Origin of the sequence: Streptomyces alkaliterrae, assembly GCF_007097205.2 — a bacterium.
In the GTDB taxonomy this organism is placed as follows: Bacteria; Actinomycetota; Actinomycetes; order Streptomycetales; family Streptomycetaceae; genus Streptomyces; species Streptomyces alkaliterrae.
This window is the reverse complement of sequence record NZ_VJYK02000013.1, coordinates 13,519-37,791: the sequence shown is the minus strand read 5'-3', so window position 1 is coordinate 37,791 and position 24,273 is coordinate 13,519. Positions and strand designations below refer to the sequence as shown.

The following is a 24,273-nucleotide window of genomic DNA, read 5'->3' as shown; positions in this document are numbered from 1 at the left end:
CTCCACCCCCGAACGCCTTGGCCCTCCACGCCACCCGCTGTGTAAAGTGGTCACGCCCACGCGGGCCATCACGCGACCCGCGACGCCTCCTTAGCTCAGCTGGCCAGAGCAACGCACTTGTAATGCGTAGGTCGTCGGTTCGACTCCGACAGGAGGCTCACACAAAGGCCAGGTCAGACCCCATCTGACCTGGCCTTTCTCGTTGGCCCGGGCTGATACAGGCTCAGGTCGGACCCAGTGTGAAGCCTCCGGGTGAGCGGGCGTGGCCAAGGGGTGGCCATGTGCTCAGAGCGTCGCGTTCACAGGGGTGGTCGCGACGTGTCCCGCCCGGCCATTCCCCTCCCGTTTTGTATGTGCCCGACAACGCGACCCATAGGCTGAAGTGGTGACCGAGATCCACACCACGGTGGCCTCGAAGAGCCTCACGGCCCAGACGAGCGCGGTCCTGCCGACCAGGGGCCGCCGAGCGGACGGGCCTGGACGAGGAGGAGGCCCTCCATCTCGTGACCCCGGAGGCCGCGGCCGGCCCCATCGTCCATGCCGCTGACGAGCGCGTCGTCGGGGCGGAGGACGTGCACGCCGTCCGCCCCGGTCCAGGTCGATGGCCGCACCGTTCCCAACCCAGGGCCCCGGGGATGATCCTGACCGTCCGATTTGATCACGGGACTCCGCCGATGGCGAGGACGGTTTCGGGTTGGGTGTGGGCGCGCCGGCCGCTGGCGATGTTGGTCCAGCCGGCGCGGTGGAGGGCGGCGCGGGCCAGGTCACGCAGCGCGCTCATGAGGGCGGGGGTGCGGTGGCGGCGGACCTGGCTGGTGTCCCCGGCGAAGGTGACGTCTTGGCCCAGTGGACGGCGTTCTCGCTGATCCAGTGCCCGCGTGCCCAGGCGTCGATCTCCTTCGGGTGGCCTGCTCGGCGGGGCAGGTCGGTGACGGCCGGCGACAAGGTCGCCGTGGTGGAAGACGTCGAGGACATCCCGGGGCGAGCCCTTGGGACAGACTCGTCCAAGGGCGTCGCGACCGCGTCCCGGGTGGACAGTTCGAGGCCCGGCAGGGACTCGGCCGTGGCAGAGGTGCCGAGCGGAAAGAAGAGGGTCATCGGCGAGATGCCCGGAACGTTGGTAAGCAGGATGATGCCCGCCACGCTGATGCTCATATGGCGACCTGACCCCAAGCTCTCAGGGGGACCGGGGAACTACCGTCCCAGGAGTTCGTTCAAGCGCGGCCATGTGGAGGTTGCTGCGAAGCCAGAACAGATTCCGCCCACGCACAGTGGGAGCAACTGCTCCGTGCTCTTCGTCAACCGCTTGTCAGGAAGGATTCGGCACAGCACTCCGGATGGAAAGGTAGAGAGCCCGAGGCTGCTCAAGGGACGCTCTAGAGCGGTCTCCAGGGCACCCGGACTGGAATCGCCCAGGGCTGAGGGCAACTGCGCTCCCATCGCGAACATGGCCAACCACAACTGAAACAGGAGGGGGCGGCCGAAACCGCTGTCGGAAGGATCGGCCGACGGACTACGCCGCAGGTCCGAAAGGAACAGGTCGGTGATCTCTGGTCCGGTCATCCCCGCCTGCCCCAGGACGTTGTGGGCAGGCGGCGGTATGGCTTCGCCCGAAGTCGCGGACCCTGGGTAGATCGCCGTGTATCCGGAGAGACCATCGAGGTGGGCTACGGTGGTGACTGACGCGACCGAACCGTTCATTGGATGGGGGGCGTCGGCCATTGCCGAGAACAAGGCTGAACGGCGTACGCCCATCATGATGTGATGGCCCATCAGGCTGTCTTCGGAGTCGTGTTCCACTAGATTGGGCACCGACACGTAGGCATCGGCGCCCCGTGATTCGAGAAAGTTCGTCAGGGCCTTTCCATCGGTGACGGTGAGGTCGAGGGTCTCGGTATGTCGAGCGAAGTCCCGTGCCTCCGGGGCCGGTAGGACGAGAGCGACCGGAGGCACGAAGCGGTCGACGACCGGAGCCCAGGACTCACCGGTGAGTGCGGCCAGCCGCACGACCTGTGCTGTGCGGGAGCCCCAACTGGTGAAGAGCGCCAGGGGGCTGTTGGGCTTGGAAGCGATCGCCTGTGTCACGGCAGCGGCAAATCCGTCGCACAACTCGACGTCGTCCTGCACCACCAGATGGTGAGTAGCCCCCTCCTCCACAGCCCCCCACGCCCGCCGTGCTGTGCGAATGGTGGCCGGAGGCCCGTCCGGGTCGGGGTCGAGGATCACGCGCAACCCCAGGTCCGGGTGTGCGTCGCGTAGTGCGTACGCGGCCTCGCGTCGCCGTGGGTGAGCCATGACGGCAGCGGAGAGGGCGATGTCCTGGTGCTGGAGCACGGTGGGCCTTTCTTCTACGCGGAGGTGTGAACCCAGGGGTCTGTGCTGGGAGCGAGTGCCGGGTGTCGGGTCAAATCCAGCCGCAGCGTCCGGCTTTGAGGCCGGCGTCGAACCGGCTGTTCGCGCCAAGACGTTGTATCAGGTCACTGATCTTTCGCTGGACGGTTCTCCGGGACACCCCGAGCTGCTGTGCTACGGACTCGTCGGTGATCCCCGAAGCGAGCAGCCGGAGCAGAACCCGTTCGTCGAACGCCAGGTTGGCACTCCCGTCCGGAGCTCTCAGCTCGCTGAGAGCCGTGGCCGTGAGCCACATCTGCTCGAACGTGGTGACGAGAGGGCTGAGGACGCTGGTATCCCTGACGATGGTCGCGTCACTGGATTCCGCGGTCGGGTTCCGCGGGAGTACGGCGACATTCCCGTCGACAAGAAGCATGCAGGGCGGAAGGGCTGGTGTGGCCCGTAGGGCCACGCCCCTTTCCGCCATGCCCCGTATGAGGTCGGACACGGGGTGTTGGGCAGCCGTACCCGGGAGCAGGGCACGCAGCCTCGCTCGTCCAAGATCGACGATGTCTTCGAGTAGGACGGCGAAGCCCGGAGAGAGCTCGGAGGGAACGCCGCTCGGGAGCGAGATGTTCACTTCCGTCGTCCCGTCCGTCACCAGCTCCCGGAGGCGGTCGCGGAGCGCGCCCGGCCCGGAGAGGTACTCGTTCTGACTTGGCAGTGATGCGCTTTCGCTCTTCTGCTGGGATGTTGCCAATAGGGCGCTGCGGGCTCGCATGATTGCGATCTCCCGTTCTCTTCGCGCGAGTTCCTCCTCCTGGTGGGAGATGAGGATTTGAAGTCCGATTTGAGGATCCACCGGTCGGAGCCGCTCGGGCTCCTCCCGCGAGACCCGCAGCAAGGTGAGATCTATCAGGGCGTCCAATGCGGGACGAACTTCTGATTCCGTCAGTTCAAGACTCTCCGCAATTTCCGCCACGCCTAGGTGCGGTGCCTGGACCATCGCGTGATAGACCCGCTCGCACACAGGCGTGAGGCCGAAACTAGTCAGCATCTGACCACTCCATTGGTAAGAGTAGAGGCATTCACGGTATGCGGCGACCCCCGTTTAATCGCGGCGATGTGCCATTAGACTTCGGTTAGTGACCGGAACTCTGGTAGTGGCGCATCTGTGATTTCCATGTCACGGCGGCGCCCAGGAGCAGGAGAAGACCGATGGGGAAAGTGAGAAATGCGACCCAGTGGGGCACGTTCAGCTCGCCCTCCTTGCCCAGGGTGACTACTGCAGGAAAGTAAGCAACGAAAGATACTGGAATGGCTATGAGGAGAGACTGGGTGAAACCGGAGAAGATCGTTAAGGGGTAGCTTCCGGTAAGGTTGAAAATTGTATCGGTAAAAATTCTGAACGACATAGTGTTGAGGGTTCGAAACACGAGAGATGCTACGGACACCTGGATGGATGCTTCAATCAGGGCGCCGCCCGCGACGCTTGCCGTGAGGTAGGCGACGGTGGCCGGATTGAAATCGATGTCGACCCGGGGGAATGCGTAGCCGAGGACGATCACGGCGACCAGCAGGTCGCCTGCGGCGTTCATCTGAAATTTGCTCGTAAGGAACTGGAGGAAGGGACTCATCGGCCGCAGGAGATAGCGGTCGAACTCCGCCTCCCGAACCATGGAGTCGAGTGTCCACAAATGACTGAGCGGCAGAACGGAGAGTGCGTGGGCGAGCAGCCGCAACCCGTAGAGAAAGCAGATCTCCTCGAACACCCATCCGTCGATCACGCCGGAGTTGTACATGACGATGGCTACGAAGGAGAAGGCGCTGGCCTGGTAGATGACCCCCAGCAGCGTCATCGAAATGAAGTTGGTTTTGTACTGCATCTGTGCGCGGATGGCAGCACGTTCGAGTATCCAGGCCGTTCGTACCGTACGTATGAACCGGCTTCGGTTAACCACCCTGGACCACCACCCTCCGCTGAGCCCTGCGCCAGACTGCGATGGCGGCCAGCGTCAGTGCCGCCAGCCAGAGCAGTTGGTGGGCGATAGCCCACAGGGCGTCCGTTCCGCTGACCTCACCGAGGTACACGGTGATGGGCAGGTATGTCGTCGCCTGGAACGGGAGCAACTCGGCTATCGCTGCAAGCCAGCCGGGGAAGAGGGAGAGCGGTGCGAAGGTGCCGGCGAAGAACTGGCTGATGATGCGGTAGAGGAGGGTGAGCCCGTCGATCTGCAAGGTCCAGAAAGCGCTCAGGCTCACGAGGACACAGAGAAGGACGTGGATACCCAGCCCCAGCGTCAGGCTGACGACGTATAGCAGGCCCGACGAGACCGTGTGCGGCGGGCTCAGGGAACCGACGAGCAGGGCGATCGGGAGCGCTGGAACGATGAAGAGCAGCGCTCCCGCGATGAGACCGAGCTGGTGGGCTGTTACCTGAGAGAGATAGCCGGAGGGCCGGAGTATCTCGAAGATGTGGGCGCCCCGATTGACCTGCCGCTGTACGTAGGGCAGGACCGAACCCGACAGCAGCCAGGCGTGGAGGCCGGCCAGCGTCACGTAGACCAGGAGCGGGTCCAGCGGCTGCTCGAACGTTCCCGACCGATGAGCGGCGGTCCAGACGGCGTTGACCAAGAATATCTGCACGAGCGCGCCCGCGCCCAGCGTGATTGAGTTCGCGCGGAAGACCAGAGCTTCTCTGACTCTGCAGGTGATGATGGGCCGATAGACACTGCAGGGGTTCATTGGGCGGCCGCCCTCCTCGCGGGGTACACCTGTTTGATCACTTCCTCGAGGCTGGTCTCCTCGATGGACAGATCGACGATGTTCCCGAGTGTTCCGATCTCCGACAGCGCGGTCGGCACGGCCGACGCGGTGGGCGGGAGCCTCAGGGACACTTCCCCCGGTGCGGCGACGAGGACTGTTCCCGAGGCGATGTTCTGACCTACCGTCAACTGAGGTGCTTGTCCGTCGGGTTCGTAGCGCACCTTGAGGACGCGCTCGGGGGCGTAGCTGGCCTTGAGCTTTTTTACGGGGCCATCGAAGGCCACGCTGCCGCGGTCGATGAGGATCACTCGGTCACAGAGGCGCTCGATGTCGGCCAGGTCGTGCGTGGTCAGAACGATGGTGGCGCGCCGTTCTTGGCTGACCTGCTCGATGAAAGCGCAGACGCGGTCCTTGGCGTGCACATCGAGACCGATGGTGGGCTCGTCCAGGTAGAGGACGGAGGGCTGGTGGAGGAAGGCGGCGGCAAGATCGCCCCGCATGCGCTGGCCCAGGCTGAGTTGGCGGACAGGCGTGGGAAGAATGTCTTCGAGTCCCAGCACCTGGTCGAGATAAGCCAGTTGGGTGCGGTACGCCTTTGGGTCGATGTCATAGAGCGCTGCCAGGAGCTTCATCGACTCCACAAGGGGCAGATCCCACCACAGTTGACTGCGCTGCCCGAAGACCGCACCGATGCGCTGGGCATTCTCGCGCCGGTTGCGGGAAGGGGCGGAGCCGGCGACGCGGACGCTGCCGGAGGTCGGCTCGAGAACTCCCGTCAGTAGCTTGATGGTTGTGCTCTTGCCCGCACCGTTGGGGCCGATGTAGCCCACGACCTCACCGGCATCGACGCTGAAACTGATGCCGTCGACGGCACGCACCACATCGTATTCTCGTGAGACGAGTGTTCTGAGAGCGGAAAACCTGCCAGCCTTCTGGCGTGGCCGCTGAAACTCTTTCACGAGGTCCCGAACCTCGATGAGTGGCACGTGAGCTCCTCGTCTCTCCTGGTGCGATCGGGAATCCGAAGGCACTACCCACGTACCCGTGGGGCCAAGCCCAACAGATCTGTGCTCCATGGGGCTTCTTGAAGTGATGTTCGGTAACCGGTGCAGTGACCAACTAGAAGATTTTCTCGAAACTGTTGGGGCTGGTGCGCGTTGGGCTGGTCGTGCAGGTGTTGAGTGCGAAACGTCGTGACGTGATCGAGGTGTTCATAGGGCTGGCGCCGGGCCGTTTCCGGAGGCTGGCGACAGCGGTGGAGAAGGCTGGCGGGGCTGAGCTGGTCGAGAGCCGAACGGGAAGGCTGTGGTCTCTATCGCTGGCAGGCCGGGTGGTGCTGGTTGCGGTGTACTACCGCACCAACCTCACCGTGCGGCAGCTCGCGCCGCTGTTCGGCATCTCGTGGCCGCAGTCGGCCGGATCATCGACCGTCACGCGCCCTGGCTCGTGCTCCAGCTCCTGTGGCGGCGCCCGAAACGAGACGAGGTACTGATTGTGGGCGGCGCTCTGGTGCCCACGCGCGACCGCACGGTGGCAGCGCCGTCGAAGAACTGCCGCTACTCGACGAACCTCCAGGTCGTCATCCAGGCGGACACCCGTCTGGTATTCACGGTCGGCGACCCGTTGCCGGATAACCGAAACGACTGCATCGCCTTCCACGCCTCGGGTGCCGAAGCTGCCTGCGGAGCGGCGATGGTGGTGGCCGGCGGCGACTACCAGGGCATCGGTGCGATCATCCCGCACCACCGTCGCCGGGCCGGACAGGAGCACCTTCCGCAATGGAAGGAGGAGCGCAACGCCTCCCACCGTCGCGTGTGAGCCCGCGTTGAGCACGTCTTCGCCCGGATGAAGACGCGGAAGATCCTCTGCGACAGCCGCCGCCGCGGGAGCGGCGTCTACTGGACCGCCACCGGCATCGCCCACATGTACAACCTCGCCCACAGCTGACCCCTTACGAGACAACCTTTAGTCGAGATGCTAGCTGGGTGTTTCCGGTCGCCGCAACCCGAATTTGCCCCTAATATTGCAACCTTCTTTAAGAAAGGACTTTGCGATACGCGGCCATGCCGTTATCTCCTTCAACTGGCAGGAATGATTCCGCTTCGAGGGTAGGTGAAGCATTCAGTGAGATGGGGGATTTCGAGGGTCCGGGATGTCCAGCATTTGCATGCTTCGTGCTTCCCAGTCGGACAAGAAGGGCGCGGTGGCGTATGCGCGCGCGCACAGTCGCTGCGCTGCCCTCAGCGCCTCGTCCGGTGTCTCCGTGCTGTGCAGGAGAACCAGATCGAGATAACCGGGCCCCTGCTTGACTCTGATGTGTTCGAGCCGGTCCTCCGCGCGTGCGGTTGCCCACAGAATGTCACAGACTGTCCCGGCCGGCAGGGTCGTCCCAGGCTCCTTGCCGACATGCCTGTGTCGGAACCAGGCGGCAAACATGTGGGAACCTCGCAGGCGTCGGCGGCTTCTTTCGGATGCGTGCGTTCTGTGCTGGTCAGGCCCGGTTCCCGACGGCCGGCGTGGTTGGGCGGTCGCACCGTCAATGCGACGGCAGGGCCGGCAGGCGGGGCTCGGCTCCGCTCGGCGTCCGTGTTCTTCCGGCGCCGAAGGGTGGGCTGCCGCGGCCGGTGGGTAGGGGCGTGAGCGGTCGGCCGGCTTCCTGACGCGCAGACCTGGCCAGGCGATTCCCTGAAGGTTAGCTTCCGTTCTCCGAGGTTAGCAGGGCTAGTTCTGTCGCAATTGAGTCATGACGCAATCTCGCCATCCAGTGGATGCACTTTCGGTTGACATTGACTTTCGACGGGGTAGGGTTCAGGTCACCCAAGGCGGCAGGGGGCGAGGCGCTCGCTCCGCTGGTGCCGCAAGGTGAGATGCTCTCTGCTTGTAAGTGAATCATCGGGTGTGCGGAGGGAGCTGCTGCGGCGACTGCTTTTCCCCCGGATATCTTGTAGCAGTGGAAAGGGTCTGTGGAATGGGTGAGCTGCGGGATATTTTCGACGTCGTCGTCAACCTGGAAGAGCAGTATTCCATCTGGCTTGCCGACAGGTCGCTTCCCGAGGGCTGGAGCGCGGTGGGATTCTCCGGCACCAAGGCGGAGTGTCTGAGCCGGATAGAAGAGCTGTGGACAGACATGCGCCCACGCAGCCTTCGTTAGCCCGTCCCCTTCGTGAGAGCGACCGTTCAGCAGGGCCGAGCGGCCTGGCGGACCGTCCACCGACGCGGGAGTCGCTGACACCGGCCTGGAACGCGACAGTGCGGGCCACGTACTCACAAGAGAGGTATTCGGAGCCATCGTGATACCGCAGAGAAGCGTGAACGAGCTACTGTACGAGCGCGCCGAGGGCGACCCGTTGGGGGTCACCTACACTTTCCTGGACGCGTTCTCCGGGAGGCGCGCCACACGCGCGCAGTCACTGACCAACAGTGAACTCCTGCTGCGCGCACGAGCTTTGGCGGCTCAAATCCAGTCGGTGGCGCTGCGCGGCGACCGTGTCCTGGTGCTGAACCAGCCTGGCCTCGACTACGTCGTCGGTGTCTACGCCTGCATGCTCGCGGGGGTGGTCGCCGTCCCCGCCTACCCGCCGGAGAAGACCCGGCTGAGCCGGGGTGTGGAGCGGGTGCGCGCGATCATGCAGGATGCTCGCCCCTGTTGCGTCCTGGCTGACGGCGAGGCGGCGGAGGCCACTCAGGGGGCGGTGACGGGCCACCTGGAGTGGATCAATTCCGCCGAGTGGGACACCGCGGACGCGGCCCGCCATGTGCTGCCCGACATGTCCTCGGACGACATCGCCGTGCTGCAGTACACGTCCGGCTCGACCGGCCGTCCGAAGGGCGTCATGCTCTCGCACGGCAATCTGCTGCACAACCTGCGTGCGGGCTGTGACGCGTACGGCATCGCCGGCAGGATGGACGGAGTCTTCTGGCTGCCGCCATACCACGACATGGGGCTCATCGGTGGTCTTCTCATGGCCCTCTACTGCGGTGGGCGCACCCGGCTGCTCGCTCCCTTGTCCTTCATCCGTGACCCGTTGCGGTGGGTCCAGGCCATGTCCGACTACGGCTCCTTTGTGAGCGCGGCTCCGGACTTCGCCTACGACTTGTGTGCTCGGGCCGCGGCGGCCGTTCCGGAGGAGGTCGCCGAGCTGGACCTGTCGAACTGGCATGTCGCCATATCGGGAGCCGAGCCGGTACGCGCGGATACTGTGCGCAGGTTCGCCGAGGCCTTCGCGCCGGCGGGATTCCGGCAGTCGGCGTTCAGGCCATCGTTCGGTCTTGCCGAAAACACGCTTCTGGTGACCGCGCCGACGGAAGGCGTGTCCCTTGTGGCTCTGGACGCGGCGGAACTCGAACAGAACCGGGTGGTCGAAGCTACCTCGGGGGCCGTCGTCCGTGACGTCGTCGGGTGCGGCACGAGCGCCGACCCCGCACAGCGGGTGGTGATCGTCGACCCGCAGACCCGCGTGCGGTGCCCTCAGGGGATCGTGGGCGAGATCTGGGTGAACGGTCCGAGCACCGCTGGTGGGTACTGGGGTGACGCGGCGGAGTCGACGGCCACGTTCGGCGCCATGACCGACGACGGGGAGGGGCCTTTCCTGCGCACAGGCGACCTCGGGTTCACCAGGGAGGCCGAACTCTTCGTGACTGGCCGGCTGAAGGACCTCATCATCATCCGGGGGCGCAACCACTACCCGCAGGACCTGGAGAGGACGGTCGAGGGGGCGCACCCCCGCTCTCTGCGGAGCGGCCACTGTGTGGCTTTCTCCGTCGACGACGGGACCGAAGAGCGGCTCGTGCTGGCTGTCGAAGCTGCTGCCAAGAGCTCCGAGGCGGATCGTCGGAGCACGGCTGAGGCGATCCGGACGCGGATCGGCGAACAACACGATGTGGCGGTTAGCGAGATCGTGTTCGTACCGCGCGGAGGCATCCGGCGCACCTCCAGCGGCAAGCTTCGGCGGTCGGCGGTACGCATCTCCTACCTGGCAGGCGAGTACCCGCCCGAGAAGCGGTTCCCTAGGCCGTACATGCCGCCCAGGGACGCCGTTGAGCGGGCGGTGGCCGACGCGTGGGGACGGGTCCTCGGCATCGGGGCGGTGGGAGTCCACGACCGCTTCTTCGAGTTGGGCGGGGACTCGCTCAAGGCGGTCCAGCTGCTCGGGCACCTCCAGGCCTCCGACGGATACGAACTGACGCTGGAGGAGGTGGCCGAGGCGAAGACGGTCGAATCCGTCGCGGAGGTGATCCGCCGGCGGGAGACAGCCGTCCGCCCGGCGGCCGAAGAGGTCCGAATCGACCTCGGCTGATGAGCCGGGGTACGCCCGACACCATGGAGTGCTGACCGCGATGCTGGTACGAGGAGACATACGCCTCTCCGGAGCCGTCATGGCCCATCCCGCCCGGAGGGGCCAGGCGCAGGACCTTGTGGATCGTCATCCGGAACTGGGCCTGTGTATTGCGCTCGACCCCCGCCCTGCGGCACCGGCAACGGCACTGCGAGCCGCTCGTGAGGCCTGGGCGAGCTGCGCCGACGACGCGACTCACCACCTGGTCCTCCAGGACGACGCGGTGCTGAAGGACGACTTCCCGGATATCCTGCTGGATCTGATCCAGGCGAGGCCGGCTGATGCTCTTTGTCTTTTCGTCGAGTGGGGAGGGCTCGCCGCGAACGCGGTACGCCTGGCGGCTCTGCTCGGACACGCTTGGGCCGAGGTCGTGGGGGAGTATGTGCCCTCGGTCGGCTTGGTCCTGCCGGCCCCGGTTGCCAGGGGATTCGTAGGGTACCTGGACGCGGCGGGTACGACTGGGCCGGAAAGTACCGATGACGTGGCCCTGATGGGCTACCTTCGCAGCAGCGGAGTGTCCGCCTACGCCCCTGTCGGCGGGCCGGTGGAGCACGGCGACGCGCCGAGCCTGGTGGGAAATGAGCGTCAGGGGCGCCGTCAGGCGGTGTGTGACGTGCCGGTGGACCCGTCCCGGAAGAGCACGCTGACAGAGACCGGCGCCCTGTCGCATCTGTGGTGGCTCCAGGGCACCGCCTTTCTGTACTTCGCGGATGCGCAGGCGCCCGGTGGATGGCGGCGCGAGCCCGCCGACCAGGTTCTCGCCGCGGGCGGGCTGCACGTGGGCGATGTGATGGCGGCCCTGCGGGACCAGCTCGATGCGTTGGCCGACCCCAAGCCGCTGCGAGATCTCGTCAGCGACGTACTCCTGCGTGAGGTGTGGCTCACGTCCGTGCTGCTCGGTTGTCTGGCCGGGGAGCACAACAGGCGGGCCCCCGCCTCGGTTCCGGTCGACATCGCTCTGCGCGACGCGTCGGCGCGGCGGGTGCTGGCCACCCTCGCCCCCGGTGGACTGCGCCGTTTCATCCCGGACCATCGACTGGACGACCTGGCCATGCTGGCTGAGCCCGTCGTCCGCGCGGGAGTGGAGTACGGCTGGGGGCGGGAGACCGGGGTCCTGGACTTCGCCACCAGGGCTGCCGCTCCCTGACCGCTGAGCGCGGCGGGTGTCGTGGCGGAGTGCGGAACCGCAGTTCCGGCTGACAAAGACCGCGCGGTGAAGCAGGGGGAGGCCGACGGAATCCACCGTGACACGACGCGACCGGCAGGACGGGAGAGAAGGACATGAAGGGGCCTGACGGCATCTCCGAGCTGATCGGTTCACTCGCCTCGAAGGGCGTACGAGTGTTCATCGAGGACGGCCGCCTGCAGTGTGGGGGGCCGCGCGCCGCGCTTACGCCCGACGTCCTCGCCGTGGTGCGCGCGAACAGGGAGGAGGTTGAGGCATTCCTGGAACACCGGGGGTACGAGCCGACCGGTCCGTACCCGCTCACCGTCGGCCAGCAGAGCCTTCTCCTGCACCAGCGCCTGACGCCGGACAGCGCGGCCTACAACCTCGCCTTCGCCGCCCGCGCCCGGAGTGCGATAGACGCGGAAGAACTCGACGCGGCGTTCCGGGAGGTGCTGGGACGCCATGAGGCCCTGCGGACCGTATTCACCTGGGGGGACGGCGAGCCGACTCAGAGCCCCTGCGGCGTACCGTCCCGGTTCCTCACAGAGGAGGCCGCACCGGAGGATCGGGTCGAGCGCGCTGTGGAAGCGTTCATGGACGCCCCCTTCGATCTTGAACGTGAGCTTCCCATCAGGGCGTTGCTGCTGCGCACTGGACCGGGGGACGAACGGCCCGTTCTGGTGGTCGTCGTCCATCACATCGTGGCGGACCTCTGGTCGATCGATGTGATCGTCGACGAGTGGCTGGCTGTCTATCGTGCTCGCACCACGGGAGAGGAGCCGACGCTGAAGCCTGTCGCGGCGCGGTTCGTGGAGCATGTACGCCGTGAGCAGGCGTGGCTCGCCGGGCCGGAAGCGGAGCGGAACCTCGCATTCTGGCGAGAGCGGCTCGGGGGTAGTCCTACGGTGATGGATCTGCCGTTCGACCGGCCGCGTCGGCCCGCCCAGACCTTCCGCGGCGGCCGTCTCCCGGTCACGGTGGACTCCACGCTCTCGGAGCGGCTCACCCGGAGCGCGCGTGACGCCGACGCGACGCCGAACATGCTCTTCCTCTCCGCGTTCCAGGTGCTGCTGCAGAAGTACAGCGGCTCGGATGATGTGGCCGTGGGCACGCCGGCCTCCGGGCGCCGGGCCCCGGGCTCCCAGGACCTGGTCGGATTCTTCACCGACCCGGTCGTCGTACGAAGCGACCTGCGCGGGGACCCGGAGTTCAGCGACATCCTCGGCAGAACCCGCTCGACACTTCTGCGCGCCCTTGACCATCCCTATCCGTTCCCGCTTCTCGTCGAGCGCCTCAGCCCTCCGCGCGATCCGAGCCGTCCACCGTTCTTCCAGGTGATGTACGTCTGGCAGCAGGCGGAAACCTCGGGGCAGGAGGTTCCGCTGGACGTGTTGCCCTCGTCGGGACAGCGCGGCGCACCGTTCGACATCGTGCTCTCGGTGCACCAGGTGGACGGGCGCTACGTCTGCACATGGACGTACAACGCCGACCTGTTCGAGGTGGCCACGGTCGAACGCCTCGCGCAGGGCTTTGTCGCGATGCTGGACGAGATCGCCGTACGTCCCGACGCCCGGATCTCCTCGCTCCCCTCGATGTCCATGGCGGAGCGACGGGCGTTGCTTCGCGACGCACGTGGTCCGCAGCTCCCCGTCAACGGCCGGACCTGGCTCGAACAGTTCGACGCGCAGGTGCTGCGGACCCCGCATGCCACGGCGCTGGTCTCTGACGAGGAGTCGCTCACCTACCGACAACTCGCCGACCGGGTCGGCCGGCTGGCCGCAGTACTGCGTGAGCGGGGCGTACGGGAGGAAGCGCGCGTCGGAGTGAGCCTGGAGCGCTCGGCGGCGCTGGTTGTGGTCATGCTCGCCATCGCGCGGGCCGGTGGCGCCCACGTTCCGTTGGACCCGTCCTATCCGCCGGATCGCCTCGCGTACATGGCGCAGGACGCGCTGGTGGACTTCTGCGTGGTAGATGACCAGGGAGGCCGCGCCCTCAGGTCGTACGAGGGTGACGTCCTGACTCTGAGCGCCCTCGCAGAGGAGGCGGAGAGGCTGTCACCCGCCCCGCCCTGCGAAGGCTCCGCTGAGGCGCTCGCCTACGTCATCTACACCTCGGGCTCGACCGGTCGCCCCAAGGGTGTGATGGTGAGCCGGCGCAATGTCATCAACCTGTTCGAAGGCCTCGATCGCGCGGTGGGGAGTGGACCTCACCCCGGGCAGGACCGCCCCGGCGCGGAGCAGCCCGTATGGCTGGCCGTGACAAGCGTGTCCTTCGACATCTCCATACTCGAACTCTTCTGGACCTTGTGCCGTGGCTACAAGGTTGTCATCGAGCCCGCCCTGTGGACTTCCCCGGCCGCCGTGGCGGCCGTCCCGGAGACGCGGACGCCGACGCGCCCGGTCGACTTCAGCCTCTTCTACTTCGCCGCCGACTCCGGGGAGAGTAAAGGGAAGGACCTCTACCGTCTGCTCCTGGAGGGAGCCCGTTTCGCGGACACGCACGGATTCCGGGCCGTCTGGGTCCCGGAGCGGCACTTCCACGCCTTCGGCGGCGCCTACCCGAATCCTTCCGTCCTCGCGGGCGCCGTCGCGGCGTCGACGGACAGGGTTGAGATCCGTGCCGGAAGCGTCGTTCTCCCCCTGCAGGACCCGCTGCGGGTCGCGGAGGAGTGGGCCGTGGTCGACAACCTGTCGGACGGGCGCGTCAGCCTGTCGTTCGCCTCCGGGTGGCAGCCCGACGACTTCGTGCTCGCTCCGGACGGCTACACCACGCGCAAGGAGTCCCTGTGGGATGGCATCGAGGTCGTCCGGCGGCTCTGGGCAGGGAAGTCCGTCTCGCGGCGTAACGGCGTCGGCTCCGATATCGACGTGTGGACGCTCCCGCGTCCTGTCCAGGCGGAACTCCCGGTGTGGGCGACCGCCGCCGGCAGCGACGAGACCTTCCGCAGGGCCGGTGCGACCGGCGCCAACCTCCTCACGCACCTACTGGGCCAGAACGTCCAAGAGCTGACCCGCAAGATCGGCATCTACCGGGCCGCGAGGGCAGCCGCCGGGCATGACGAAGGAGTCGTGACCCTGATGCTGCATACCTTCGTCCACCCGGACGCGGAGATCGTGCGAGAGGCCGTGCGCGAGCCGTTCAAGGCGTACCTGCGCAGCTCGATCGACCTGATGCGGGGACTGGCCAGGGGCCTGGGGCTCGACCCCGTACGTGACCGCGAAGTGATCGTCGATCACGCTTTTGAGCGGTACTCCAGTACCAGCGCGCTGTTCGGGACCCCGCAATCCTGTGCCGACCTCGTCCGCGCAGTGGCCGGGGCCGGAGTGGACGAGATCGCCTGTCTCATCGACTTCGGCGTCCCCGACGACCTGGTACTCGATGCGCTCGGGAACATTGAGGCCGTCAAACAGGCGATGAAAGACGCTCATGCCCGGCCGTCTCGTACGCCGACGGAGGTGATCACGCGGTACGGGGTCACGCACCTGCAGTGCACGCCGGCCTTCGCCCGTCTTCTGCTCCTCGACCGGGACGGCCAGCCTCCGGCGGTCAGCACCCTGCGCACCCTCCTCGTCGGCGGGGACGCCTCTCCGCCGGAGCTCACCTCGCGGCTGTGCGACTCCGGTATCGGTGACGTCCTCAACATGTACGGACCCACGGAGACATGCGTCTGGTCGGCGGTGCAACGGCTTGAGCCCGACCGGTACGACCGCGCGACGGTCGGCGGAGCCCTGCCCAACACCACGCTGTACGTCCTCGACGCGCAGCTCCGGCCGGTACCGGTCGGGGTTCCCGGCGAGCTGTATATCGGTGGGGACGGCGTAGGGCGCGGGTACTGGAACAGGCCCGCGTTGACCGCGGAGAGATTCCTTCCCGATCCGCTGACCGACCGGCCCGGAAGCCGGATGTACGCCACCGGGGACGTTGTCCGACCGCTAGGCGGCGGCAGGTTCGAGTTCCTCGGCCGCGCTGACCACCAGGTAAAAGTGCGCGGTTTCCGCATCGAGTTCGGTGAGATTGAGACCGTACTCGACGGGCACCCGGCGCTAGCGAACTGCACCGTGGTCGCCCGGCCGGACCGGAACGGCGACACTGCTCTCGTCGCGTTCGCCGTGCCGCGCGAGGGCATGGCCTACGACGAGGCGGGAATCCGCGCCCACGCCCGCGGCCAGCTGCCCGACTACATGGTGCCGTCGCGCATCGTCCCGGTGGAGAGCCTGCCGCTGACACTCAACGGAAAGGTCGACCGCGGTGCGCTCGTCAGGATGGCGGACGAGGTCAAGGGCGGTGGGACCGCCACGCACCTGGCGCCACGCAACCAGATCGAGCACGCTCTCCAGCAGATTTGGCAGGCACTCCTCGAACGCGAAGGGGTGGGTGTCCACGAAAACTTCTTCGAGATCGGCGGCCATTCGCTACTGGCCGCAAGGATGCACTCGCACATCACCACAGCGGGACTGGGCCGCATCGAACTGGTCGACCTGTTCACTTTTCCGACCATCGCCGGGCTCGCGGCGCACATCAGTGCGGGCGGTGAGAACGCCGACGAGAAGCTGAGCGCAGGCGTCGAGAGCCGGGCGAGTAGGCAGAAGGCTGCCTTCCGGCAGCGGCAGCGCAGGAGGCAGGGCTCGTGAGTGATCAGCACGCGAACGACGACAGCCATCACATCGCGATCATCGGAATGGCCGGCCGTTTCCCGGGAGCCGGAGATCCCGAGCAGTTCTGGCACAACATCGCGGACGGCGTCGAATCGATCTCCCGGCTCTCGGAGGACGACCTCCTGAAGGCCGGAGTCCACGCCGACGAGCTCCGTGACCCGAACTATGTGAGGGCAGCCAGCATCCTTGAAGGGATCGACCGGTTCGACGCCGAGTTCTTCGGGCTCACCCCGATGGAGGCGTCCATCCTCGATCCGCAACACCGGATGCTGCTCGAGTGCACCCAGGAACTGTTCGACCACGCGGGATACGACCCGGGCCGCCTGAACCAGCCGACGGGCGTCTACGTCGGAGTCGGGTTTCCCGCTTACCTCGTCAGCAACCTGCTCAGCCGTCCCGAGATCGTCCAGCAGGCCGGGATGCAGAGGATCTTCTTCGCCACCGACAAGGGCTTCGCTCCGACCCGCATCTCGCACAAGTTCGATCTGACGGGCCCCAGTATCGGGGTCGATACCGCGTGCTCGTCCTCGCTCGTCGCCGTTCACCAGGCATGCAGGGCCCTGCTCGCCTACGACTGCGATCTGACCGTCGCCGGTGGCGCCAGCGCGATCCTGCCCCACGGAGTGGGCTACACATACCATGAAGGCGGGATCGCCTCGCCGGACGGCCACTGCCGTGCCTTCGACGCCCGCGCGGGAGGCACGATCTTCGGCAGTGGGGTCGGACTCGTCCTGCTCAAGCGGCTCGCGGACGCCCGTGCCGACGGGGACCACGTACTCGCCGTGATCCGGGGTTCGGCAGTCAACAACGACGGCGCGTCGAAGGCCGGATTCACCGCCCCCAGTGCCACCGGCCAGGCAGCAGTCATCGCGGAGGCCCTGGCGTTCGCGGAGGTTCCCGCCGAGACCGTCGGCTACGTCGAGGCGCACGGGACCGGCACGGTCATCGGCGATCCCATCGAGATCGCCGGCCTGACCCGGGCGTACCGCGAGCAGACCGATCAGCGGCAGTTCTGCGCGATCGGCTCCGTCAAGACCAACGTCGGGCATCTCGATGCCGCCGCGGGCGTGAGCGGACTGATCAAGGCGGTCCAGTCGCTGCGCCACGCGGAGCTGCCGCCCAGCCTGCACTGGGAGCGGCCGAATCCCGCGATTGACTTCGGCGGCAGCCCCTTCTACGTGAACACTCAGCGCCGCCCCTGGCCGTCCGCTGGTACTCCACGCCGCGCGGGCGTCAGCTCCTTCGGTATCGGCGGTACGAACGCGCACGTCGTGCTGGAGGAGGCGCCCGCCCCTCAGACGTCGGGCGCGTCACGGCCCGAGCAGCTGATCGTTCTCTCCGCGCGCTCGCCCCAGGCGCTGGAGCGTTCGCGCGCCGATCTCGCGGCGGCACTGCGGGAGGCCGATGACGCGGCACTGCCCGACATTGCCTTCACTCTCAGCAGCGGTCGCCGTTCACACGCGCACCGGCGGGCGATCGTCTGCCGCAGCCGGACCCAGGCCATCGCCGCGCTGGAAGGAGCCGACCCGGCTGCTGCTCCCTCAGGAGTGCGAGACACGGACGCGCCCCGGGTCGCGTTCCTCTTCCCGGGGCAGGGAGCGCAGCAGCCGCACATGCTCGCCGCACTGTACGAGAACGAGGACGTGTTCCGCCGCGAGGTCGACCGCTGCGCCGAGCACGCCGTGGGGCGGCTCGGTATCGATCTGCGCGAAGTGATCTATCCGCCTGCCACGTTCGGGGAACAGGAGCGTGCACGGCTAGACGAGACGTGGCTGACCCAGCCGGCCCTCTTCACCGTGTCGCTCGCCATGGCACGGGTGTGGCTGGCGTGGGGGGTGAAACCGGACGTCATGCTCGGGCACAGCCTGGGCGAGTATGTCGCCGCGACCCTGGCCGGGACCTTTCGGGTGGAGGACGCCCTGGACCTGGTCATAGACCGGGCGCGGGCGATGAACGACCTCCCGCCCGGCGCGATGCTCGCCGTCTCGCTAGACGAGGCGTCGCTCGCGCCCCTGTTGGGCGACTGCTCGCTGGCTGCGGTCAACGACCCGCGGCAGTGCGTGGCGTCCGGGCCGCCCGAGGCGATCGAGGCGCTTGAGCGGCGGTTGACCGCGTTGGAGGTCGACCACCGTCGGCTGCGCACCTCGCACGCGTTCCACTCGTCGATGCTCGACGAGGTGGCCCGTGTCTTCGAGGCGCGCGTCGCACGTGTCGAGCGGAACGCCCCAAGCATTCCCGTCGTGTCGTGTCTCACCGGCCGCGCCCTCGACCCGGCCGAGATCTGCGAACCCGGCTACTGGGCGCGTCAGATGCGCGGCACGGTACGGTTCGCCGACGCGGTGCGGACCGTCTCCTCGGAGGGGATGCACCTGTTCCTGGAGGTGGGGCCGGGCCGCACGCTGACACCGATGGTGCGGCGCACGGGTGTCGACCCGGAGCGTGCCCTCACCTCCGGGCGCGGTGGCACCGATGACCGCACGGACGGCGAAGCACTGCTTTCGGCGCTCGGTTCCCTGTACTGCGCGGGCGTCCCCGTCGCGTGGGACGGGTTCTGGGAGGGGCAGCGACGCAATCGCCTGCCGCTGCCGGGCTATCCCTTGGAGCGGCGGCGGTACTGGATCGACCCGGCCCCAACGAGGTCCCCGGTGCCCGGAAGGACCGGAGCTGAATCGCTCGGTACGGGAGAACCCGCCCGCCGGACGGGCCTCTTCGCACCTGAATGGCATGAGGCGCCGCTGATCGCCGGTGAGGCTGCTGATCCCGCGCTCCGGGCGGCCGACACCTGGCTGCTGGTGGTGGACGACGAGGAGTTCGCGCGGGCCCTGACGCACTGGATCGAGGACGCGCGCCGGCTTGTGGTGCGCGTCCGCAGCGGCGCCGTCCTCGCCGAGACCGATGAGGGCTTCGTGGCCGACCCATCGCGCCCCGAGGACATCGACGGCCTGCTCGACGCGCTGGAGGGCACTGGTCGCCTGCCCGGTTCGGTTGTTCTCGCCTGCGGCCGCGGGGGAGCCGAGGACCTGGACGCGGCCCGGCGTGACAGCCTGGCCACGGCAGCGGCGTGGGTGCAGGCCCTGTCCTCACGTGTGGCCGGAGGCCCTATACGACTCGCTGTGGTCTCCGAGCGCGGGCAGGCGGTCATGGACGGTGATGACCCGTCCGTTGCGGACAGCACGTTGTGCGGTTTCTGCCGTGCGGCTGCGGACCGTCATCCTGAGCTGGCGATCGCGTACCTGGACGTTGACGAGAACCCGTCGGCGTACGCCGACAAGATCGTCAAGGAGTTCGCCGCCGGCCTGGGCGAGGGCGTGGTCGCGTACCGAGGCGGTGTGCGCCGCACGGAGGGGTACCGACCCCTCGACGCGCCGTTCACCGATCGTGCGCGCGAAGGCGCGAGCCTCATCGTCACCGACGGGTTCGCCGGTGCGTCGGCGAGCCTGGCCCGGCATCTCGCGGCCGAACGCGGGGCGCGGCTCACCCTGGTCGGGCATAACCCCGTCCCGGACCGTGACGAGTGGCCGCACTGGCTCGACGAATCCTCCGGCCCGGAGCGTGCTCTCGCCGAGGCCGCGGCCCGACTCGGCGGTACGGTCGCGGCACCGGTCCGCGACGAGGCCGGGTACCTGGAGAAGACGGAACGGGAGCTCGCCGCTGGGTCTGCCCAAGGACCGGACCGAGGGCTCGTCGAGCGCACGCTGAACCGGCTCTGCGGCGGTTTCGTCTACGACACACTCGCCGCCGCAGGGGTGGACCTGACGGTGGGACGGGTCCACCGGCGCGCTGAGATCGCCGACCGCATGCGCATCCTGCCTAAGTTCGACAAGTTCCTCGACTTCTTCCTGGCGGTCCTCCACGAGGACGGGATCATCCGGTGTGACGCGGACCGCGTCGAGGTGCTGGCGAGCCGCGCGAGTGCGGACTTCCTGGACACCCGGACCGCACTGGAGGAGCTGCCCGGCTTCGACGACACGATCCTGTTCCTGGAGCACTGCGTACGCCACTACCCGGCGGCGCTGAGCGGCGACATCGACGCCGTCGGCGTCCTCTTCCCAGACGGCGATCCGAAGCGCCTGGAGGGCGCGTTCCGTGGGCTGCTCGACGCAAGCAACTATGCGGTCTACGGCTCGCTCCTGGGGCGGCTGCTGGCCCGGCTCGCTGACGACGCCGGAGGACGCCCGCTCAGAATTCTGGAAATCGGCGGCGGCAACGGTCAGTTGACGCGGATCGTCGCACCGCTGCTGCGCGACCGGGCCGTCCAGTACACCTTCACCGACATGGGCAGTTCCTTCGTCCGACGCGCCCGCCGGTCGGCCGCCGAACATGGCCTGGCCGACATGCGCTTCCAGGTCCTCGACATCTCCAAGGACCCCGAGGCCCAGGGGATCGATCCCTACTCCTTCGACGTCATCATCGGCTTCGACGTGGTTCACGCGACACCGCGCATCGACGAGACGACACGCAACCTGCGAGGCCTCGTCGCCCCGAACGGCCTGCTGTGCCTCATCGAAGCCGTCGTGTCCCTGAGGTGGGTCGAGATGCTGTGGGGACTCGCCGAAGGATGGTGGTTCTTCGAGGACGAGGAGGTCAGGACCCGTTCGCCGCTGATATCGCTGGACTCCTGGGACCGGGTGCTGGGTGAGCAGCCGTTCGCGGATGTCGTCTCGTTTCCGCGGCACGAGGCCGCGCGCGCGGCGACGGACTACGGCCTCGTGATCGCCCAGCAGCCGGAGGCCATCGGCACTCCGGAGTTCACCGCCCACCGTGACCGGCGTGCGCAGGAGATTCTGGTGGCGAACCGGACCCTCATCGAAACGGTCCGCGAGCTCGAACTGCTCGGAGCGCGGACCCTCGTGACCTCGGCGGACCTGACCCGCCCGGAACAGGTCGCCGAGGCCTTCCACGCCGCCCGCGAGTACTTCGGCGAGGTGGATGGCATCGTTCACGCCGCGGAGGCCGAGACCGGGGACCCCGCCGCCGAGTGGGCACCGGCGGAGATCTGGACCCAGGTGTTCGCCCAGGCCCGCGCCGCCCGTGCCGTCGCCAGAGCCGCGGCCGACATCGATGCTGGCTATGTCGCGTTTGTCTCCCCTCGTGCCGCGGACACCGATGGGAGGGTCTCCTTGAAGCGCGCGCTCATCGGCGGGTTCTTCGATGCCCTCGCCGCCTCCCGGCCGCAGCGGAACCGGTACGGGTCCATCCACTGGACGGACGACGGTGACGGAGCCGCGGTGACCCGGGCACTCGGCCGGAACGGAATCACTGTCGTGTCTCCGGAGGACCCCCGCACCGCGCTGGTCGCCGGCCGGGAGCGGCGCGGCGCGCTGCGACATGTCCGCCACCAGGAGGGCGCGCCCGCCGGTGAAAGCGTAGAGGGCGAACTGCTCACCATCTTCCGGCAGCTCTTCGGAACGGACTCGGTGGGCCTGCACGACGACTTCCACCACCTCGGCGGGGACTCGCTGCTGGCCTCCCAGGCGATAGCCCGCGTCCGCCGCAGGTTCTGCGTCGACCTGGCGGTCAAGGCGCTGTTCGACGCGCCGACCGTGGCCGGGCTCGCTGAGAAGGTACGTGAGGCGAACCGCGACGGCGCGCACACGGATGTCCCGCTGCTGCACGTGCCGCGGGACGGCATGCTGCCGCTGTCCCTGGGCCAGCAGTCGCTCTGGCTCGCCGAGCAGTTCAACGGGCCCAGCGCCACGTACAACATTCCTGGCGCCGTGCGCCTGATCGGCAAGCTGAACATCGATTCACTGCGGCGCAGCCTCGACGAGGTGATCGACCGGCACGAGGTGCTGCGCACGACCGTTCACGGCGTGGACGGCATTCCGGTGCAGCGAGTACACGACGATCTCACAGTGCGGTTGCCGGTTCAGGACGTTCGCGAGGACCAGATACACGACCTCGCCCAGGAGCACGCGCGTAGTGTGTTCGACCTCGAAACCGGTCCGCTCATCCGGGTCGCGCTGCTACGGATCGACGCAGAGGACCATGTGCTCCTCGTGAACATCCATCACATCGTCTCCGACGGCTGGTCGCTCGGAGTGCTCATACATGAACTCGTTGCGCTGTACACCTCGTTCGCACTAGAGGAACCGTCTCCGCTGCCGCCGCTGGAACACCAGTATGCTGACTTTGCCCAGTGGCAGCGCAGTTGGCTCGACGGCGAGGTCTTCGACGAACAGCTCGCGTACTGGAGGCGTAAACTCGCGGGCCTGCCTCCGCTGCTGGAACTGCCGACGGACCGGCCACGGCCCGAGGTGCAGAACATTCGCAACGCCGTGCACCGGTTCCTCGTTCCCGCGGAGCTGGCGGCCCGGCTCGGCGAACTCGGCCGAGCCGAGGGCGCGACCTTGTACATGACGTTGCTCGCCTCGTTCAAGGTTCTCCTCTCGCGCTACGCCGACACGACCGACATTGCCGTCGGAACGACGAACGCGAACCGCACACGCGCGGTGTTCGAGCAGATGATCGGCATGTTCGTGAACAACCTCGTGCTGCGCACGGATCTTTCGGGTAACCCGACCTTCCGAGAGCTTCTGGGGCGCGTGCGTTCCACGTCCGTCGACGCCTATGCGCACCAGGACTTGCCGTTCCTGACGCTTGTCGAAGAGATGAGGCAGGGACGTAATCCGAGCTATACGCCGCTGTTCCAGGTCCTCTTTCTTCTGCAGAAACTGAACATCACCCTTGAACTTCCCGGACTGGCGGCGCACACGCTCGAAGTCGATGCGCTGCATACGAAATTCGATCTGACGCTGTTCATGGAAGAGCATGAACAGGGGATCACGGGAACCTTCATCTACAACGCGGAACTCTTCGATGCCTCTACCGTCGACCGCATGGGGGCGCACCTCGTGCAGCTCCTGGCGAGTGCGGTGGACGAGCCGGAAGAGCGCATCGGGTCGCTGCGGATGGAGACGGACGACGAGATGAGGTTGCGGAACATGACCGAGGCCCATTCAAAGAAGTCGAAGCTTCAATCGCTGCGCAGCGCCAAGCGGCGCTCTGTGGAGATCACGCGTATCAGCCCGGTGAAAACGGGCTTCCTGCCGGGCCTGCCCGAAACTCCGCTCGTCCTGGAGCCCGCGGTCGACGGTGTCGATCTTCCCGGCTGGCTCCGCTCGAACCGGGAACTGGTCGACATGCACCTGCACCGTCACGGGGCGCTGCTGTTGCGGGGCTTCCACGGCGGATCGGTGGCAGCGTTCGAGGAGGCCGCGGGTGCGATCTGCCCGACGCTCTTCCGGGAGTACGGTGATCTGCCGCTTGAGGGCGAGTCCGACCAGATCTACAAGTCGACCCCCTATCCGGAGGACCAGTCGATCCTCTTCCACAACGAGAGCTCGCATCTGCACACCTGGCCGATGCGCCAGTTCTTCTCGTGCGTCGTGGCGGCCCGGGAGGGTGGCGAGACGCCGCTCGTCGACTGCCGCAACGTATATTCCAAGCTTCGCCCTGAACTGATCGAGCAGTTCGAGAAGAAAAAACTCCGCTACGTCCGCAACTTTATTGAGTCGGTCGATGTGAGCTGGTCCCGCTTCTACGGTACCGACGACCCGGCCGAGGTGGAACGCAAGTGCGTCGAGGCCGGTATGCACTTCGCATGGGGCCCGGACGGCACACTGAAGACCTGGCGACTGGCCGACGCGGTCCTGAAGCACCCCCGGACCCAGGAGAAGGTCTTCTTTAATCAACTGGCTCTGCATCACGCCTCCTGCCTCGATACCGAGACTCGGCAGTCGCTCGTCGAGCTCTACGGCGAAGTGGGAATGCCGCGCAACGTCTACTGGGGTGACGGCTCGGTGATCGATGACGACGTGGTGAACGAGGTCCGGGAAGTGATGGACCGCGAATCGCTCGCTTTCACGTGGCAGGAGGGTGATGTGCTGGTCATCGACAACATGCTTGTCGCGCACTCGCGTCGCCCGTTCGTGGGTCCCCGAAAGATCGTCGTGGCGCTGGGGGACATGAGCTCCCAGGAATTGGTAGCCGGAAACAGCTGATACCGCCAACCTCA

General features: G+C 67.1%; 12 protein-coding genes, 1 tRNA gene and 3 pseudogenes. 9 read left to right on the top strand and 7 right to left on the bottom strand.

Annotated features, from left to right (window positions below):
• Positions 1-84 precede the first annotated feature (84 nt).
• Positions 85-158 (top strand) — tRNA-Thr (locus FNX44_RS02600).
• A gap of 500 nt (positions 159-658) precedes the next feature.
• On the opposite strand, the gene FNX44_RS29470 is transcribed toward FNX44_RS02600, so the two are convergent.
• From FNX44_RS29470 to FNX44_RS02570, 7 genes are all read right to left on the bottom strand, one after another.
• Complete coding sequence (locus FNX44_RS29470) at positions 659-781, bottom strand: hypothetical protein (RefSeq protein ID WP_267129451.1); 123 nt, start codon at positions 779-781, stop codon at positions 659-661.
• Positions 778-1,155, bottom strand: a complete 378-nt coding sequence (locus FNX44_RS02595; RefSeq protein WP_143646269.1) for a hypothetical protein — start codon at positions 1,153-1,155, stop codon at positions 778-780. The genes FNX44_RS29470 and FNX44_RS02595 overlap by 4 nt, the downstream gene beginning before the upstream one ends.
• Positions 1,156-1,194: 39 nt before the next feature.
• Complete coding sequence (locus FNX44_RS02590) at positions 1,195-2,334, bottom strand: hypothetical protein (protein ID WP_323369031.1); 1,140 nt, start codon at positions 2,332-2,334, stop codon at positions 1,195-1,197.
• A 70-nt stretch (positions 2,335-2,404) separates the two neighbouring features.
• Positions 2,405-3,388, bottom strand: coding sequence for a TrmB family transcriptional regulator (locus FNX44_RS02585; protein WP_143646267.1), 984 nt, complete (start codon positions 3,386-3,388; stop codon positions 2,405-2,407).
• Positions 3,389-3,473: 85 nt separating this feature from the next.
• Positions 3,474-4,217: an ABC transporter permease gene (locus FNX44_RS02580; RefSeq protein ID WP_143646266.1), complete on the bottom strand. Its 744-nt coding sequence runs from the start codon at positions 4,215-4,217 to the stop codon at positions 3,474-3,476.
• Between the two features lie 67 nt (positions 4,218-4,284).
• Positions 4,285-4,977 carry an ABC transporter permease gene (locus FNX44_RS02575; RefSeq protein ID WP_323369030.1) on the bottom strand — a complete coding sequence of 231 codons (693 nt, stop codon included), beginning with the start codon at positions 4,975-4,977 and terminating at the stop codon, positions 4,285-4,287.
• Between the two features lie 95 nt (positions 4,978-5,072).
• Positions 5,073-6,083, bottom strand: coding sequence for an ABC transporter ATP-binding protein (locus FNX44_RS02570; protein WP_181356301.1), 1,011 nt, complete (start codon positions 6,081-6,083; stop codon positions 5,073-5,075).
• A gap of 182 nt (positions 6,084-6,265) precedes the next feature.
• Here FNX44_RS02570 and FNX44_RS02565 point away from each other — a divergent pair.
• From FNX44_RS02565 to FNX44_RS29620, 8 genes and pseudogenes are all read left to right on the top strand, one after another.
• A pseudogene (locus FNX44_RS02565) lies at positions 6,266-7,044 on the top strand (transposase family protein).
• 1,021 nt (positions 7,045-8,065) lie between these two features.
• Positions 8,066-8,248, top strand: coding sequence for an MbtH family protein (locus tag FNX44_RS02560; RefSeq protein WP_143646263.1), 183 nt, complete (start codon positions 8,066-8,068; stop codon positions 8,246-8,248).
• A gap of 157 nt (positions 8,249-8,405) precedes the next feature.
• Positions 8,406-10,394, top strand: coding sequence for an AMP-binding protein (locus FNX44_RS02555; protein WP_143646262.1), 1,989 nt, complete (start codon positions 8,406-8,408; stop codon positions 10,392-10,394).
• A 79-nt stretch (positions 10,395-10,473) separates the two neighbouring features.
• On the top strand, positions 10,474-11,580 hold the full coding sequence (locus tag FNX44_RS02550) for a hypothetical protein (protein ID WP_153506754.1): 1,107 nt from the start codon (positions 10,474-10,476) through the stop codon (positions 11,578-11,580).
• A 134-nt stretch (positions 11,581-11,714) separates the two neighbouring features.
• Positions 11,715-13,211, top strand: a pseudogene (locus FNX44_RS29935) (condensation domain-containing protein); the annotation flags it as partial.
• Positions 13,194-13,904 (top strand): annotated as a pseudogene (locus FNX44_RS29930) (AMP-binding protein); the annotation flags it as partial. The pseudogenes FNX44_RS29935 and FNX44_RS29930, both read left to right, overlap by 18 nt.
• Positions 13,905-13,961: 57 nt before the next feature.
• Positions 13,962-16,232, top strand: a complete 2,271-nt coding sequence (locus FNX44_RS29925; RefSeq protein WP_438948024.1) for a MupA/Atu3671 family FMN-dependent luciferase-like monooxygenase — start codon at positions 13,962-13,964, stop codon at positions 16,230-16,232.
• Positions 16,229-24,259 carry a type I polyketide synthase gene (locus FNX44_RS29620; protein ID WP_143646260.1) on the top strand — a complete coding sequence of 2,677 codons (8,031 nt, stop codon included), beginning with the start codon at positions 16,229-16,231 and terminating at the stop codon, positions 24,257-24,259. Before FNX44_RS29925 ends, FNX44_RS29620 begins: the two co-directional genes overlap by 4 nt.
• Positions 24,260-24,273: the final 14 nt, after the last annotated feature.

Coding starts and splice junctions, on each gene's coding strand:
- FNX44_RS02550 (WP_153506754.1), top strand. CDS start 10,474: ATGGCCCATCCCGCCCGGAGGGGCCAGGCGCAGGACCTTGTGGATCGT.
- FNX44_RS02580 (WP_143646266.1), bottom strand. CDS start 4,217: ATGCAGTACAAAACCAACTTCATTTCGATGACGCTGCTGGGGGTCATC.
- FNX44_RS02560 (WP_143646263.1), top strand. CDS start 8,066: ATGGGTGAGCTGCGGGATATTTTCGACGTCGTCGTCAACCTGGAAGAG.
- FNX44_RS02585 (WP_143646267.1), bottom strand. CDS start 3,388: ATGCTGACTAGTTTCGGCCTCACGCCTGTGTGCGAGCGGGTCTATCAC.
- FNX44_RS02595 (WP_143646269.1), bottom strand. CDS start 1,155: ATGAGCATCAGCGTGGCGGGCATCATCCTGCTTACCAACGTTCCGGGC.
- FNX44_RS29470 (WP_267129451.1), bottom strand. CDS start 781: ATGAGCGCGCTGCGTGACCTGGCCCGCGCCGCCCTCCACCGCGCCGGC.